This window comes from Neobacillus sp. C211, assembly GCF_051842875.1.
In the GTDB taxonomy this organism is placed as follows: Bacteria; Bacillota; Bacilli; order Bacillales; family Cytobacillaceae; genus Neobacillus.
The window spans coordinates 1-16,548 of sequence record NZ_JBPXRO010000056.1; the positions used below are offsets into that span (position 1 = coordinate 1).

Genomic DNA, 16,548 nt, shown 5'->3' on the forward strand with positions numbered 1-16,548 from the left:
CTCTGTCGCCTAAAAGCGACTTTATTATCTTATCAAGTTATCAACCAGAAGTCAACAACTTTTTTCATTTGCATTTCATCGTCTCTGTGACGACTTTTCATATATTACAGCATATTAAAGGATTGGTCAATACTTTTTTATAAATTTGTTTTTCAAAAAGAAAAACCGCTTTTTTTCAGCGGTTTTAGGACTAGAGTACCCAATGTTGAATAGCAGCTAAAGCGATTAGACCCGGGATTCCTAAAAATCCTGAAATAGCCGATGTAGCAAAATTAATCGGCACATGAATTCCATAGCGGTTACCCGCAGCATTTAAGAAGAATAAAAATAGCGCTCCAATGACTAATTTAATAGCAGCCTGTCCAACCAATCGAGCGGGCTTGAAAGGAGCACCCGTAAATAAAAGGATAAGTATGAGCCCTCCGAGGATGGATATTACGATAATTGGTTCCAAAAAAGCTATCCCCCTTCTTAAGTCACTTTGTTTCAACTTATGTACAAGTTGATAAAGATAGACCTAAAAAAAGAAATAGCTTAGTTTTTATTTCATTAAGGTAACATTCCGCTGCTTTGCTTCTCTTAATAGAAAGATATATTTTGCCTCAGCAATTTTTGTTTGGCAAATCACTTCTTCGGAAGGATCAAAACTTTTTTCCAACAGCAGCTTTTCTTGCTGCCAATGTTCTTTATATCGATTCAACTGCATTAAGAACTTTTCATTATACTCCTTACGCAACCGACCTTTACGCTGAAAAAACATGACTGATTCCTCCGCGTCTTTTTAAAATTCTCTCCGGCCTTCAATCGCTTTCGATAAGGTTACCTCATCCGCATATTCAAGGTCCCCGCCAACAGGAAGCCCATGCGCAATTCTTGTCGTTTTAATCCCTGATGGCCTTAACAAACGTGAAATGTACATCGCGGTTGCTTCCCCTTCGATATTAGGGTTAGTCGCTAGGATCACTTCAGTAACTGTTTCATCCTGAAGACGTTTTAAGAGGTCAGGGATATTGATATCCTCAGGACCTATCCCATCCATCGGGGAAATCGCCCCATGCAGAACATGGTACAAACCGTTGAATTCCTTCATTTTTTCCATCGCTATCACATCTTTAGGATCTTGGACGACACAAATGATACTTCTATCCCGGCGTTGGTCCTCACAAATATAACATGGATCCTGATCCGTGATATGACCACAGACAGAACAATAGGTTAGATTTCGTTTGGCATTCACTAGTGCTTTTGCAAAATCAAGCACCGTATCCTCTTTCATACTTAGGACAAAAAAAGCCAGACGACCGGCCGTTTTTGGGCCGATACCTGGCAGCTTCATAAAGCTGTCAATCAGCTTAGATATTGGTTCAGGATAATGCATCTTTTGCTATTCCACTCCTAAAAAGGAAGGTTCATTCCTTTTGTAAATTGCCCCATCGTACTGTTTGTTAACTCTTCTACCTTTTTAAGAGCATCATTTGTTGCAGCTAAAACAAGGTCTTGAAGCATTTCGATATCATCCGGATCGACTGCCTCAGGTTTGATAATTACATCGACAACTTCCTTATGACCGGTTACCACTACTGTGACCATTCCGCCGCCAGCAGATCCTTCAATCTTCTTTTCACCTAATTCTTCTTGTGCTTTCGCCATTTCCTTTTGCATCTTTTGCATTTGTTTCATCATATTTTGCATATTTCCCATTCCGCCACCACGCATCATTACCATCTACCTCCATTTAATTATTTAGCTGTGTTAAACAGGTCTGTTGATTTCCACTCCAAGCGCTTCGCTTTCCGCGGGCGGTCCGGGGAGCCTCCTCGGCGATACTCGCCTGTGAGGTCTCCCCCAGCCCCGTACTCCCGCAGGAGTCTCGCGTCTTCCGCTCCAATCAACAGAGTGTGCAAAATCAACAATTAGCTTAACACAGCCAATTAGTTAGTTATTAATCAATAATTTCCACAAATTCTTCGCCAAATATTTTTTTCGCCTCGGCAATATGTGGTTCTTCTTCCTTAGGTGCTTCGCTGGTTTCTCCTTCAGCACCATCATGACTATTCAAAAAGTTTTCGCGAATTGGCAGCCACTGGTCTTCAGGAACACCCAAAAGGATGAATCTTTTGCCGGTTAATTTATATAATGCGGCGATTACAGCATCAAGAAAATCCGCACGATTCATTGCCATTTGACAAATCATCTCATGCTTGAATTTTATAATAAAAGCAGTTGAGGACGCTGCAATCGGCTCTGCATCGTTTAACAGGGCGGCTTGTGATTTTAAAAGACTTGCCCGCAATTCGCCCCAATTGGCTTTGATGACATTTAGATCGCTTTTCGTTGCCTGCTTTAATACTTCATTGATTTTTCCAACTGCAGGTTGAAATGTCTTTTTAGAAGATCTTGGCGCAGACTTCTGCGCTTGTGTTGCGGTATCTTGCGGCACTGCCGCCACACCAGTTTCCTTTAAATGCTGCAGTTCTGTCTCAAGCTGGCCGATTCTTGTTATTAATTGTTCAATTTGTGCTGGATTTGCTTGCTCTGTGTGTTTAACTTCCATTTGACATAACTTAACGATCGCTACTTCAAGGAAAATTCTTGGATGGTTGGTCCAGCGCATTTCTTGTTGAGTTTTATTCAAGAGATCGATGAGCTGATAAATCTGCTCCATTGAGATGGTTTCAGCCATGATTCGAAAATCATCATCAAGCATCACTCGTTCAAGGGATTCTTCAAGGTTTGGTGCTGTTTTATAAAGCAGCATATCACGATAAAATAAAATTAAATCCTCAATAAAGCGCATTGGGTCTTTTCCATGAAATAAAAGTTCATCCAGTGCTTCTAACCCGCTTGCAACATCTTTTTCCCTGAATGCTAAGGCAAGCTTATTCAAAAATCCCTGCGATACCGATCCGGTTACCGTTAAGGCATCCTCAATTGATACCTGGTCCTGGCTATACGATATGGCCTGATCTAATAAACTGAGCGCATCACGCATCCCGCCATCTGCTGCCCGGGCAATCAATTGCAGGGCTCGCTCATCACAATTGACTCCAGTTTCCTCAACGATTAATTTCATCCGTTTGACGATTGCTCCAGCTGTAATTCTTCTAAAGTCAAAGCGCTGACATCTTGAAATAATAGTTAAGGGGATTTTATGAGGTTCTGTCGTTGCTAAAATAAAGATCACATGCTTTGGCGGTTCTTCTAATGTTTTTAACAATGCATTGAATGCGCTAATGGATAGCATATGGACTTCATCAATAATATAGACCTTATAATTAACCGAAGTAGGTGCAAATTTGACCTTATCAAGAACATCACGCATTTCCTCCACCCGTGAGTTCGAAGCAGCGTCAAATTCCAGCACATCCGATATTGTCCCATTGGTGATTCCGAGACAGGCAGCACACTCATTACATGGCTCTGAAACCGGCGAACGTTCACAATTAATCGCCTTTGCTAATATTTTAGCCGCACTTGTTTTCCCTGTTCCTCTCGGTCCTGAAAAAAGATATGCATGAGAGATCTTTTGTTGAAGCAGGGCGTTTTGCAATGTCTTGGTTACATGTTCTTGTCCTACTACATCAATAAATGTTTGAGGCCGCCAAACACGGTATAAAGCCTGATAAGCCAATTGACAATCGCCCCCTTCAAATTTTTCATCTTTCTACTTTTCTTATTATACCTTAACCATTTTGGTTTTTACAAAATGAATCTAGTTGAATGTACAAAAAAACTCATCCCAATTCTGAGATGAGTTAATTTATGTAATATAACAGCCGTGCACCTTCCGTCGACTAACGCCCATAAGCGTTACTTAAGCAGTTAGCTCGGCCCAGGCAACCCTGCGGCACATGGGAGCGTCCACTTAATGCTGCTTCCTTCCGGACCTGACATGGTTCATGGATTCCCATTGCGCAGGACCCGGGCGTCAACACCACTTACTTAAGGCAGACCCTACAGGTCGTTAGCCTCGGGAAGGAATTCAGTCCCGCTAGAGCGGATTGCGGGTACAGGGCACCGCTACCTCCCCACCTAGCACGGCAAAGTTGATACCAAAGTTTAGTGCGTCTCTATGACGCTTTCTTAGTATACAAATATTCTCGTAAAAAAGCAATCACTATTCACTGTCAGTTTTTGTAAGTTCATCCTTTTGCACTTTTTTCTCGAGCTTTTTCCGCTCTCTTATTTTTCGGAAAAAGTCGGAGAGTATTTGCCCGCACTCTTTCTCTAATACACCGCTGATAACCTCACTCTGATGGTTGAAGCGCTCATCCTCCAAGAGGTTCATGAGTGTACCCGCACAGCCGCCCTTAGGGTCAGCTGCACCATAAACGACTCGTTTGACTCTTGATAACATGATTGCCCCTGCGCACATTGGGCAAGGCTCAAGCGTAACATATAACGTTGCATTCTCCAGCCGCCAGGATCCCGTACCCCTGCAAGCTTCTTCAATCGCCAATAATTCAGCATGAGCAACGGCACTTTGCTGAGTTTCCCGCAAATTGTGTGCGCGGGAAATAATTTTCCCATCGACAACAATAACTGCCCCAATAGGTACCTCAGCTAAAGCTTCTGCTTTACCAGCTTCCTTAATCGCTTCTTTTATGTAGTATTCATCAGAATGAATTTCAACCATATTAAAACCGCCTAAAAATAAAAATAAAAACATCCCATCTTATCTTCCATTATATCATTATTCCCAAGCTAATTAGATTGACCTTTGGTTTATCAATGGTTCTTTTTAAATTATTAGGATTATATATATACATTAGCATATAATGATTGCACCTAAAAATATCAGTCAATAAATCTTTGCCCGTGCATATATAAATATAGATGCGTAGGTGAGGAGATGATATACGAATGTATTATCGGCAAATTAATTATATAGTACAGCCTGGAGATTCGTTGTATACAATTGCCCAGAAATTTGAAACAAATGCTGAACGTATTAGATATGAAAATCAACTAACTTCTACTAATATTTATATTGGTCAGCAATTGGTGTTACCAGTTAATGTTGAAAGGAATATTTATATTGTTCAACCAGGTGACAGCTTGTACACAATTGCAACGAAATTTGGTGTTTCGATTGATGAATTAAAAAGAATGAATCAATTACGATCGAATATTATTTATGTTAATCAAAGAATGAAAGTATCTGAAATTGATGAGAGACAAACTGAATACGTCATTAAGTCAGGTGATACCTTATATCAGATTGCTGGTAGATATAATACCACTGTTGAGAGTATCGTTGCCTTAAATAATTTACAAAGCATGAGTCTAAATGTGGGTCAAAAAATTAGGATACCGGTATACTCGGAAGTGATTGTCAATGTAGATAGTGCGAACGTCCGGCAACGGCCAGGTGCTAATTTTAGCGTAATTGCCCAAATGGATCGTGGTGCAAGATTACCTCTAATTGGTGTTCAAGGAGATTGGTATAAAGTTGCATTATTCAATGGTAATCCAGGGTGGATTTCTAAGACTGTTTCTACCTTAAGAGCATATGATGGATCTGATCCTATTATTCAAATTTTAGGATATTATACATTATCAGAGGGACCTACATTACCTAGTTCTTATCAATCCTTTGTGACAAACATAGAAAATATTTCACAAAATGGATTATTCTTATTCAGAATAAATAAAGACAATCCGACAACGATTGGTAAGTTTGGAGAATTTCCGGATGAACAAGTACGAGAGCTCGTACGAATCGGTCATCGTAATAATGTAAAAATGTTAGCGACTGTGCACAACCTTTTATATGAAGAAGGCGTAGAACTGGCAAAGCAGGTTATTCATGTGCTGGTTTCCTCTGAACAGAATATGAATGCATTTGCTCTAAATTTAGTTAGATTAGTTGAAAGATACGGATTAGACGGTGTTGATATCGATATTGAGGATGTACTGGAAGAAGATCGAAATCGTTTAACTCAGTTATATCGAGTAATTGGGCGCGTTTTTGATGCAAGAGGATATTTCTTCTCGACGGCTGTACCATCTAAAACAGGACCAACGGACCCGAGTGTTTTTGCAAAACCATTTGATTATCCAAATCTACATCAGCCAACCGATCAATTTGTCGTTATGCTTTATAATGAGCATGGTTGGCCTGGAAGCGGACCAGGTCCCGTAGTATCAATTGGACGAATGGAAAAAGTGCTTCGTTATGCTATGTCTGTTATGCCTAAAGGAAAAATAGTTGCTGCTGTTTCAGTATTTGGCTTTGATTTTAATCTCCAAACAGGTCGTGCAGCTTATGCATCATTTGATCGAGCAATGGCTCTCGCTGCCAAATATAAGAAAGAGATTATATTTGATGAAGAAACAAAAACCCCAATGTTTGCCTATACAGATGAAAAAGGGGTTAAACATGAGGTATGGTTTGAAAATCGAGCAAGTATAAAAGCAAAGGCCGAACTTGCAAATCGTCTTGGAATACGGGGTTTAGCACTTTGGAGATTAGGAATGGAAGATAAAGGTATGTGGGATATGCTTGAAAATGAAGTAGTGGTAAGAAAACATGGATTAGAACAATAATTTTTTTCCAAAAACTGCCCCTATTCGGCAGTTTTTTCATATATTCGACATAAAACGGGTTACTTCTAAATATTCCTTATCCCTTCCTGAGTGAGATTATGATAAAATAGTCTTTGCCTGTTTTACGGTACTAAATAACCAGTTTATCTGGTGAAATATAGAGTGTAGGCAGTTGGAGAAGGAGGACTTGCAATGGGGGATACACCTTTTATTACCGTTGAAGGGCCGATAGGTGTTGGCAAAACATCTCTCGCTAAAGCCATTTCAGCGCAATTCGAATTTGCATTACTAAAAGAGATTGTTGATGAAAATCCATTTCTAGGGAAATTCTATGAAAATATTGAGGAGTGGAGTTTTCAAACGGAAATGTTTTTCCTCTGCAATCGCTTTAAGCAATTAGGGGATATCAATACCCATTTCTTAAGCCAAAAGCAATCCGTCGTAGCGGATTATCATATCTTCAAGAATTTAATTTTTGCTAAGCGTTCATTAAGCAGGAACGAGTATCAAAAATACTATAAAATTTATCAAATCCTTACCGAGGATATGCCGAAGCCTAACGTGATTATTTATCTGAATGCAAGCCTAGACACGCTGTTAAAACGCATCAAAGTAAGAGGGCGTGAAGTCGAAAAAAATATCAGCCCCTTATATTTAGAGCAGTTATCGCTTGATTATGAAGAAACAATGATGATCTTTGAAAAAGAACATCCTGAAATACCAGTTCTTCGTTTCAGTGGAGATGAATTGGATTTTGTAAAAAATGAACATGATTTAAACCATATTATTGGTCAATTATCATTAGCATTAAAAAAAAGCAGCTGGACTAAAACACTATAGAACAGGGGAATGTTAGTGAGTATCGTAATTGGTGGTATGATAGGTCTTGGAAAAACAAGTGTTGCAGACACATTGAATGCACACTTTCAAAATAGAGGAATAGATAGTAAAGTGTTTTATGAATCGGTGGATGACAATCCGATTCTACCGCTCTATTACGAACTGACACCTGAAGAGCTAGATGCAAGAAGGATTCCTTTCCTTCTTCAATTATTCTTCTTAAATAAACGCTTTAAAACGGTTAAGGAGTGCGTCAGTTGGAGAGAGCCTGTTTACACCATTCAGGACCGTTCCATATATGAAGATTGGTATTTTGCTTATGTAAATAAATCATTAGGCAGAATATCAGATTTGGAATTTAAAATTTACGAAGACTTAGTTGAAAATATGCTTGAAGAACTAAATGAACTTCCAAGGAAAGCGCCAGATTTAATGGTTTACCTTAAAGGTTCGTTCGATACGGTAATTGATCGGATTATGGCGCGCGGTCGAAGCTTTGAAATAAACCCTGAGCTGAAGGAATACTACTTCGAGGTTTGGAAGGGTTATGATGAGTGGGTCATGAATCAGTATGCAGCAAGTGACGTATTAGTGATTGATATGGATACGACAGACGTCGTAAAAAATGAAGAAGATGCCACTAAGGTCTGCCGTGCGGTTGAAGATAAACTACAAAAAATATTAAATATGAGAACAGCACATATTGGGTAATCCAGTATGTGTTTTTTTATGTCCTTTATTTTTTAGAGCATAAAAAAAATCCGTTACATGTACTGTAACGAACCATTATCTCCAGTTTTTATGCGCGATTTAAAATTTTAATGGAGGAGGAAGAGGGATTCGAACCCCCGCGCGGTATGACCCGCCTGTCGGTTTTCAAGACCGATCCCTTCAGCCAAACTTGGGTATTCCTCCGTATCAACAAAAACTAATTTACCATATTGTTTTTACTATGTCAACATACTAAATAAAAAAACTGGACAAATTTTTGATCTGTCCAGTTTTTGTAATTTTAGCTTTGTTAAACTTGTCTGTTGATTTCCGTTCTATGTGCGTGCGGTTCGCGGGCGTTCCGGGGAGCCTCCTCGGCGCTTCGCGCCTGTGGGGTCTCCCCTGTCCCGTGCTCCCGCAGGAGTCTCGCACATTCCACTCCAATCAACAGAGTGTGTAAAATCAACATTTAGCTTTAACACAGCTTTAATTTCACATTGGCTTAATGACTTCGCGGTTGCCCATATATGGACGTAAAACCGTAGGAATCACGACACTGCCATCGGCTTGCTGGTAATTTTCTAAAATGGCAGCCACCGTGCGGCCAATCGCGAGGCCAGAACCATTTAAGGTGTGTACATGCTCTGGTTTAGCCTTTGGTTCACGACGGAAGCGAATGTTTGCCCGTCTTGCCTGGAAGGCCTCAAAATTACTGCAAGAAGAAATTTCTCGGTAAGTTCCATAGCTTGGAATCCAAACTTCAATGTCATATTTTTTTGCTGCGGTAAAGCCAAGGTCAGCTGTACACATGCTTAACACACGGTATGGCAGTTCAAGTAATTGTAATACCCGTTCAGCGTCATTTGTCAGCTTTTCCAGTTCCTGATAAGAATCTTCAGGCTTAACAAACTTTACAAGTTCAACTTTGTTAAATTGATGCTGACGAATCAAACCTCGTGTATCACGGCCCGCAGAGCCAGCCTCAGAGCGGAAACACGCACTGTATGCGGCGAAGCGGATTGGCAGGTCTTCACCGCTTAAAATCTCATCTCGATGAAAATTGGTGACAGGTACCTCTGCTGTTGGAATCAAGAAGTAATCTTCATTTTCAATCAAAAACGCATCTTCTTCGAATTTAGGAAGCTGGCCAGTACCCGTCATGCTTGCCCGGTTGACTAAATATGGCGGTAATATCTCTGTATAACCATGCTCATCAACATGGAGGTCTAGCATGAAGCTCATTAATGCACGTTCTAAACGAGCTCCTAACCCTTTATAAAAGACAAAACGGCTTCCAGTTACTTTACCAGCTCGTTCAAAATCCAGAATACCTAGTTGATCAGCAACATCCCAGTGAGGCTTGACTTCAAACTCAAACTCACGCACCTTGCCCCACTGTCTAATTTCAATATTATCATCCTCGGTTTCACCAACTGGAACACTTTCATGCGGGATATTTGGAATGCTCAACATCAAAAGCTCTAATGACTCTTCAACCACTCGTAATTCATCATCAAACGTTTTGATCTGGTCACCAACCTCACGCATTTCTTTAATTAAGTGATCGGCATCCTGCTTTTCACGCTTTAAAGAAGCAACCTGCTGAGAAACCTCATTTCGACGGCTTTTTAACTTTTCTGTTTCCACAATCAATTCCCGTCTTCTTTGGTCGAGTTCTTCAAATTGGTCGAGAGCAGATAAATCTTCTCCACGCTTTTGAAGTTTTGCTTTTACATCTTCAAAATCAGCTCTTAGCACTTTAATATCTAGCATAATAACAGCGCTCCTTTTTTAAAAATATTTTAGATTAGACTTGCTTCACGGGAGCATCCGCTTAAAAATAAAAAAACTCCCGCCCCTAATACAGGGACGAGAGTTACTCGCGATACCACCCTGGTTGACAGAAAAAACTGTCCACCTCGAAAAAACGTTAACGGTTTCTACCGAAAGTACTTACTGACCTCATGAGGAGGTGTTCCGCACCTTGCTCGAGGAGGGATTCACAAGCTTCATCCACCGGTTCACACCAACCACCGGCTCTCTAGAGAATGAATCTCCTGTTACTAGTTCCTCTCATTGCTTTAATCTTTATTTAGATTTTGTAATTTTAAATTACTATAATTATAAACCAAATGCAACCCAATTATACCAGATGTTTAGCCTTAGCTTCCTTCACCATCTCGACGAAGTACGCCGTAAGACCATGATTATCCGTCAACTCAGGATGGAAGGAACAGCCTAGAAATTGTCCTTCCCGTGCGGCCACGATGCGGTCATTATGCTTGGACAGAATTTCAACATTCTCTCCCGCCTCAACGATGTGCGGTGCACGAATAAATACTGCTGGGAAGCTTTCAGCGACGTCTTTAATCGTAAGGTCCGCCTCAAAGCTGTCAACTTGGCGTCCAAACGAGTTACGTTCCACCTTAATGTCCATTACACCGATGTGTGACTCGTTATAGCCAACAAGATCTTTGGCTAATAAAATGAGCCCCGCACAGGTTCCGAACATAGGTTTCCCTTCTTGAGCAAATTCTTTAAGGGCATCCATAAAATCATATTTGTCAATTAAACGTCGCATTGCTGTACTTTCTCCGCCAGGAAGAATGAGGCCATCCACTTCTTGTAGTTCTTCTTTTCTTTTGATTGCGACGGCCTCTACACCACATGCTTCTATTGAGCTCATATGTTCACGGACCGCCCCTTGTAGAGCAAGAACGCCGATTCTAATCATAAAAATACCCCTTTATGCGTTTTGAACTTCGATAACTGTCTAGCTCCAGGCGCCATCGGCTCGAGGTCATAAGCCAATCCGTCAAGAAGGTTAAAAAGCAACCTTCATGCCGGCTCGTCTTATGCTTGTCGCCGATAAAAAGGCGCCTTCCGCTTTTCTAATTACCATCCACGCTCCTGCATGCGTGCTTCAGGTGCTAGTGATGAAATTTCGATCCCTTTCATAGGTGTTCCAAGATCCTTTGAAAGTTCAGCAATTAATTTATAGTCTTGATAATGTGTAGTTGCTTCAACAATCGCTCTAGCAAATTTCGCTGGGTTTTCTGATTTAAAGATACCAGAACCAACAAATACACCGTCCGCTCCTAATTGCATCATTAACGCTGCATCTGCAGGTGTTGCCACACCGCCAGCAGCAAAGTTAACAACTGGCAGCTTGCCAATGCGTTTAATTTCTAAGAGGATTTCATATGGTGCACCTAATAGCTTTGCTTCTGTCATAAGCTCGTCCTCATTCATAGCAACAACTTTACGGACTTGAGCATTTACCTTACGGATATGGCGGACTGCTTCAACAATATTACCTGTTCCTGGTTCGCCTTTTGTACGAAGCATAGATGCTCCTTCACCAATCCTGCGGGCAGCCTCACCAAGGTCACGACAGCCGCATACAAACGGTACAGTATAATCTCTTTTATTTAAATGGTATTCTTCATCAGCAGGTGTTAAAACTTCACTCTCATCGATATAGTCAACACCCATTGCTTCAAGAATGCGCGCTTCTACAATATGTCCAATTCTTCCTTTAGCCATTACAGGGATCGTCACAGCACCCATAACTGCTTCAATGATTCTAGGGTCTGCCATTCTTGCTACACCGCCAGCTGCACGGATATCTGAAGGAACACGCTCTAAAGCCATTACTGCTACTGCTCCTGCTTCTTCAGCAATTTTCGCCTGCTCTGCATTAACAACATCCATGATGACGCCGCCCTTTTGCATTTCAGCCATACCACGTTTTACGAGATCAGTACCTGTTATCATTTCTAAATCCCCCTAATTATTTCTTTTAATATTAAGAAAAATTTTCTCATAGTTTCAGAAATCTTTATTAATTTAGTCGGAATTATTTTAACCCCATAAAAACATTAAAGCAACAAAAAAGGATTCCTGTCAAGACAAGAATCCTTTTCGCGTACATCCTATTATTACCACCTAGAGGTTCTACTGTTTAAATTAAATTAAAACCATCCTTTAACAGCAGAAGAAATCCCATGCCAGACATCACCAAAAAAACTACCGATGCCTCTCATCATTAACACAAACCAGTTTGACTTTTCTACATCATTTGCAGCAATCACATCAACCTTGGCCTTTTGTTGACCTGCTGCTGTTAAGAACTTAACTTTTCCTCCATTTTTTGGTGCAACTGTTACGTAACCAACCGTTTCACCTTTTTTAATTGGTGCAGTTAGCTCACCGTTTTTATTCAGTTTCTTTTTATCTAGTACAAGGACTGGTTTATAATCTTTTTTCCCGCCATTCTGAATCATCATATTTAAAGCTGATTTCGTATAGATTTTTACTTGATCCTCTTTTCCTTTAACAACAGGAACGGTTTTCTGATCTTTTACTTGATAATGTTTAGGAACAAGCTTTTCCTTCGTATAATTGCTGAAAGCATAATCCAGCATTTTTTTCGTTTCACCAAAGCGTGCCTTATACCCATCGTTTTTGCCGCTAATATCCTTAGCATTTTGAACAACAGTTATAAATCGTTTACCATCACGGCTTGCTGTCCCTGTAAAACAGTAGCCTGCAAAATCAGTGGTACCTGTTTTTAGTCCATCCATGCCTTGATAACCATAAACCAATGATGGCAGCATCCAGTTCCAGTTTTGCATTTCTATTCTATCTTCTGTTCCTTCTCGGAATACCTTTTTAGGCGTACTAGCCGTTTTTAGAACATCTGGATAATCATTTATGAGATGAAAAGCTAATGTCGCCACGTCATGAGGGGACATAACGTTTTCTTCATCTGCTCCTGCTCCTTCTGGTTGGTCACCGTTATAATCTTTATTATTCAAACCGGTGGAGTTTACAAATTTACTATTTTTCAATCCTAATTTTTTTGCCTTGTCATTCATCATTTTCACAAAATTGGTTTCCGTACCGCCAATGACTTCTGCTAGAGCAATGGTTGTTCCATTTGCAGAATAAATAGCCATTGCTTCATATAATTCTCGAACATTATATTTTTCACCAAGGCGTAATGGGACATTAGATAAACCAGTCGGTTGTGAGATTTTATAAACAAGATCACTTACTGTATATTCCTGATCCCATTTCACCTTTCCATGTTTTACAGCATCGAGTAAAAGATACTCAGTCATCATTTTCGTCATACTGGCAATTCCTAATGGACTGTCAGCATTCTTTTCATATAAAATCTTGCCCGTTTCTCCATCAACCAAAATAGCTCCATCTGCATTCACATTTAATGCTGCGTCTGCCTTCGCTATATCAACACCAGCAAATAGTCCAAAAAACATAATCATTGCCATAGCACTGGCAATACATTTCCTATAAAAATGTTTGTTCACTTTAACGCCCTCCAAGAATTTATACACTTTGGTTATTTTAACATAACTCTATGGCAAATCATAGACGGAGCTATGAACCATCTTATGGCTATTTTTGAAAGTTTCACACACATTCCTAGGCCTTTTTACATAAAAAAAACAGAGAAGTCACGCTTCTCTGTTTTAATGATTATAGCGAGTAATTTGGAGCCTCTTTTGTGATTTGGACATCATGTGGATGACTCTCTCTAAGACCCGCACCGGTCATTTTAATAAATTGTGCCTTCATCCTTAATTCCTCAAGGTCTTTAGTTCCACAATAGCCCATTCCTGACCTGAGGCCGCCGATCAGCTGATAAATGGTTTCTGCTAACGGCCCTTTATATGGAATCCGTCCTTCAATTCCTTCTGGAACGAACTTTTTATTATCTTCTTGGAAATAGCGGTCTTTAGATCCTTTTTCCATCGCTGCAACTGAACCCATGCCACGATATACCTTAAAACGTCGTCCTTGGAAGATCTCTGTCTCACCTGGACTCTCTGTTACCCCAGCCAATAGACTGCCAAGCATAACAGCATGTCCACCAGCTGCCAGGGCTTTCACGATGTCACCAGAGTATTTGATGCCGCCATCAGCAATAATCGTTTTACCATGCTTGAGCGCTTCTGATGCACAATCATAAACAGCGGTAATTTGTGGGACACCAACACCTGCTACAACCCTTGTCGTACAAATAGAACCAGGTCCAATTCCTACTTTTACCACATCTGCTCCTGCCTCAATTAAGGCTTTGGTTCCTTCAGCTGTTGCCACGTTTCCAGCAATAATGGTGAGGTCAGGATACGCAGTTCTGATTTCCTTTACCATATCGAGGACACCTTTTGAATGTCCATGGGCTGTATCGAGGACAATCACATCGACATTCGCTTTTACCAGCATATCCACACGTTTCATTGTGTCGCTTGTTACACCGACCGCAGCTCCGGCTAATAAACGGCCTTGGCTATCCTTAGCGGAGTTTGGAAATTCAATAACCTTTTCGATATCTTTAATTGTTATTAGCCCTTTTAAAACACCCTGCTCATTTACAAGCGGAAGTTTTTCAATTTTGTAGCGCTGCAGAATCTTCTCTGCCTCTTTTAACGTCGTTCCGACTGGGGCTGTGACAAGTTTCTCTTTGGTCATTACGTCAGAAATTTTAAATGAATAATCTTGGTCTTGAATAAAACGAAGATCCCTATTGGTGATAATACCGATAAGCTTTTGTTCTTCAAAGTTATTTACGATTGGTACTCCGGAAATACGATATTTTCCCATTAAATGCTCTGCGTCAAACACTTGGTGCTCTGGTGTTAGGAAAAATGGATCAGTAATAACCCCGCTTTCCGATCTCTTTACCTTTTCAACCTGCTCCGCTTGCTGATCAATGGTCATATTTTTATGGATGATCCCTAAACCGCCTTGGCGAGCCATTGATATAGCCATTTCTGATTCTGTTACTGTATCCATCCCAGCACTTATGATTGGAATGTTCAACTTTACACTTGGTGATAATTCCACTTGCATGTTTACATCTCTTGGCAATACCTCAGATTTACCAGGAATTAATAATACATCATCAAACGTTAAACCTTCTTTTGAAAATTTACTTTCCCACATTTTTATGGCCCCCAGGAAAAAAATATTATTTGTAGGTTATCAATTGGATAAAATACTGTCAAGGAATAAGTATTAGTCTGATTCTTCTGAAAAAGGTGATATAGTCTTGGGTATTGAATATAAAGATTGGAAAAGCTACTCTTGCTTCTTTTCGGCAGAATACTGCCAACGCTTTTTAAAAGGTTGTTACCAAAAGCGTCAGATCGAGAACCCTGAACAAAAAAGCTATGAAAATTGTTATGCCTTTCTTTATTATCTTGAACACGGACAAATTTATTATCAACAAGCAGAAAGCTCTCCTCTTATTATAAAACCAATTTTACTTTTTTATGGTCTCGTCCATTTAATTAAGGCATGTATATTAACCATTGATCCTGCTTATCCAGAAACAACAGCGGTTTTAGCACACGGAGTTTCGACAAGGAAAAGGAAGAAGCAGAATTATCATTTCTTTCAAGACGAAGTTAAATTTCAAAAAAATGGACTTTTCCCCTTCATCTCTGAAAAATTGTTTCACATGAAACAATTGGAAGGGGAGAAAGTCATTATGGAGGAATTACTACAGCTTATACCAGAACTGGATGATTTATTCTTTTTACTTGAAGGGAAAAGGACATTTATTAAGTTACAAACGGATCATAAACAGTTTTTTGTACCTGAAACCGTATTAGATCATTTTCATATGACAGAAAATCGGTTTAAGGAATTTTTGACATCTAAGTTTGAAAAAGGAGTGGAATTTTCAAATGATGGTCTGGCATTTTCGATGAACACGACTTTTCTTTTTGGAAATTCTCCACTTAAATATAATATTGAGAATGAAACCTTTGCATTGCCTCTGAATAAAGAGAACTATTTCAATTTCCCAGAACTATTGGTCCATTATTTATTGCTTTATAATTTAAGTATGATCGCCCGCTATGAAACGGAATGGTGGAGTGAGTTGACCAAAATGATGCCCAATCAGGATTATCCATTCATATGTTCTTTTCTTGATATCACCATGCAGAAAGGACCCTTTTTGATTTATCAGTATTTGATGGGATAGTATAATTAATATAAAAAAAGAGGTTGTCAAATAAAGCCCGCTTTTGGACATCCTCTTTTATGTGTTTTTATCTGGGTTTTGTCCTTCGGAACCCCTCCCGATAGACATTTTTCCTGTCCACTTGTGGGGTTTTGTCCTTCGGAACCCCTCCGATAGACATTTTTCCTATCCACTTGTGGGTTTTTGTCCTTCGGAACCCCTCCGATAGACATTTTTCCTGTTCACTTGTGGGGTTTTGTCCTTCGGAACCCCTCCGATGGACATTTTACTCATTAACGGGCAGGGTAAACCCCTAATCTTTTAACACTAAACAAGTTTCTCCACAAACAAAAAAACAACCCAAAAATGAGTTGTTCTTAGATGTGCCTGGCAACGTCCTACTCTCACAGGGACGCGTGTCCCAACTACCATCGGCGCTGAGAAGC

15 protein-coding genes, 1 tRNA gene, 1 other RNA gene and 1 other annotated feature are annotated in these 16,548 nt (G+C 40.0%); of the genes, 4 read left to right on the forward strand and 13 right to left on the reverse strand.

Translation table 11 applies throughout. From position 1 onward, the window contains the following. Positions 1 to 190 precede the first annotated feature (190 nt). The 7 genes from ACSU6B_RS28055 to tadA form a co-directional block, all read right to left on the reverse strand. Positions 191 to 454 (reverse strand): pro-sigmaK processing inhibitor BofA family protein, encoded by a 264-nt coding sequence (locus ACSU6B_RS28055; protein ID WP_088084904.1) that lies wholly within the window; start codon positions 452 to 454, stop codon positions 191 to 193. A gap of 87 nt (positions 455 to 541) precedes the next feature. Beyond that, positions 542 to 760, reverse strand: a complete 219-nt coding sequence (locus ACSU6B_RS28060) for a YaaL family protein (protein ID WP_410889690.1) — start codon at positions 758 to 760, stop codon at positions 542 to 544. Between the two features lie 21 nt (positions 761 to 781). Next, a complete protein-coding gene (gene recR / locus ACSU6B_RS28065) occupies positions 782 to 1,378 on the reverse strand; it encodes a recombination mediator RecR (protein ID WP_088084902.1) in 597 nt (198 codons plus the stop codon). A 17-nt stretch (positions 1,379 to 1,395) separates the two neighbouring features. Further along, positions 1,396 to 1,716, reverse strand: a complete 321-nt coding sequence (locus ACSU6B_RS28070; protein WP_168245863.1) for a YbaB/EbfC family nucleoid-associated protein — start codon at positions 1,714 to 1,716, stop codon at positions 1,396 to 1,398. 226 nt (positions 1,717 to 1,942) lie between these two features. After that, positions 1,943 to 3,631, reverse strand: a complete 1,689-nt coding sequence (dnaX, locus tag ACSU6B_RS28075) for a DNA polymerase III subunit gamma/tau (RefSeq protein WP_410889691.1) — start codon at positions 3,629 to 3,631, stop codon at positions 1,943 to 1,945. A gap of 145 nt (positions 3,632 to 3,776) precedes the next feature. Next, positions 3,777 to 4,041, reverse strand: an RNA gene (ffs, locus tag ACSU6B_RS28080) — signal recognition particle sRNA large type. A gap of 76 nt (positions 4,042 to 4,117) precedes the next feature. After that, positions 4,118 to 4,636 carry a tRNA adenosine(34) deaminase TadA gene (gene tadA / locus ACSU6B_RS28085; RefSeq protein ID WP_410889692.1) on the reverse strand — a complete coding sequence of 173 codons (519 nt, stop codon included), beginning with the start codon at positions 4,634 to 4,636 and terminating at the stop codon, positions 4,118 to 4,120. Between the two features lie 227 nt (positions 4,637 to 4,863). Here tadA and ACSU6B_RS28090 point away from each other — a divergent pair, with 227 nt between their 5' ends. From ACSU6B_RS28090 to ACSU6B_RS28100, 3 genes are all read left to right on the forward strand, one after another. After that, the gene (locus ACSU6B_RS28090) at positions 4,864 to 6,549 is read left to right on the forward strand and encodes a LysM peptidoglycan-binding domain-containing protein (RefSeq protein ID WP_410889694.1); all 1,686 of its coding nucleotides are present in this window, start codon (positions 4,864 to 4,866) and stop codon (positions 6,547 to 6,549) included. 192 nt (positions 6,550 to 6,741) lie between these two features. Further along, the gene (locus tag ACSU6B_RS28095) at positions 6,742 to 7,389 is read left to right on the forward strand and encodes a deoxynucleoside kinase (protein ID WP_215007943.1); all 648 of its coding nucleotides are present in this window, start codon (positions 6,742 to 6,744) and stop codon (positions 7,387 to 7,389) included. Positions 7,390 to 7,404: 15 nt separating this feature from the next. After that, positions 7,405 to 8,100 carry a deoxynucleoside kinase gene (locus ACSU6B_RS28100; RefSeq protein ID WP_410889695.1) on the forward strand — a complete coding sequence of 232 codons (696 nt, stop codon included), beginning with the start codon at positions 7,405 to 7,407 and terminating at the stop codon, positions 8,098 to 8,100. 111 nt (positions 8,101 to 8,211) lie between these two features. Here ACSU6B_RS28100 and ACSU6B_RS28105 read toward each other — a convergent pair. From ACSU6B_RS28105 to guaB, 6 genes are all read right to left on the reverse strand, one after another. Beyond that, positions 8,212 to 8,304, reverse strand: a tRNA-Ser gene (locus tag ACSU6B_RS28105). A gap of 288 nt (positions 8,305 to 8,592) precedes the next feature. Beyond that, a complete protein-coding gene (serS, locus tag ACSU6B_RS28110; protein WP_410889697.1) occupies positions 8,593 to 9,873 on the reverse strand; it encodes a serine--tRNA ligase in 1,281 nt (426 codons plus the stop codon). An 89-nt stretch (positions 9,874 to 9,962) separates the two neighbouring features. After that, positions 9,963 to 10,186 (reverse strand) — a binding site (T-box leader). Positions 10,187 to 10,243: 57 nt separating this feature from the next. Then, positions 10,244 to 10,834, reverse strand: a complete 591-nt coding sequence (gene pdxT / locus ACSU6B_RS28115; RefSeq protein ID WP_410889698.1) for a pyridoxal 5'-phosphate synthase glutaminase subunit PdxT — start codon at positions 10,832 to 10,834, stop codon at positions 10,244 to 10,246. 161 nt (positions 10,835 to 10,995) lie between these two features. Further along, entirely contained in the window at positions 10,996 to 11,877 is an 882-nt protein-coding gene (pdxS, locus tag ACSU6B_RS28120) for a pyridoxal 5'-phosphate synthase lyase subunit PdxS (RefSeq protein ID WP_215007932.1), read from the reverse strand. Between the two features lie 197 nt (positions 11,878 to 12,074). Continuing rightward, positions 12,075 to 13,391, reverse strand: coding sequence for a D-alanyl-D-alanine carboxypeptidase family protein (locus tag ACSU6B_RS28125; RefSeq protein WP_410889701.1), 1,317 nt, complete (start codon positions 13,389 to 13,391; stop codon positions 12,075 to 12,077). Between the two features lie 214 nt (positions 13,392 to 13,605). Next, positions 13,606 to 15,075, reverse strand: a complete 1,470-nt coding sequence (gene guaB, locus ACSU6B_RS28130; protein WP_215007930.1) for an IMP dehydrogenase — start codon at positions 15,073 to 15,075, stop codon at positions 13,606 to 13,608. A 106-nt stretch (positions 15,076 to 15,181) separates the two neighbouring features. On the opposite strand from guaB, the gene ACSU6B_RS28135 reads away from it, so the two are divergent. Next, positions 15,182 to 16,123, forward strand: coding sequence for a YaaC family protein (locus ACSU6B_RS28135; RefSeq protein WP_410889700.1), 942 nt, complete (start codon positions 15,182 to 15,184; stop codon positions 16,121 to 16,123). The last annotated feature ends 425 nt before the right edge of the window (positions 16,124 to 16,548 follow it).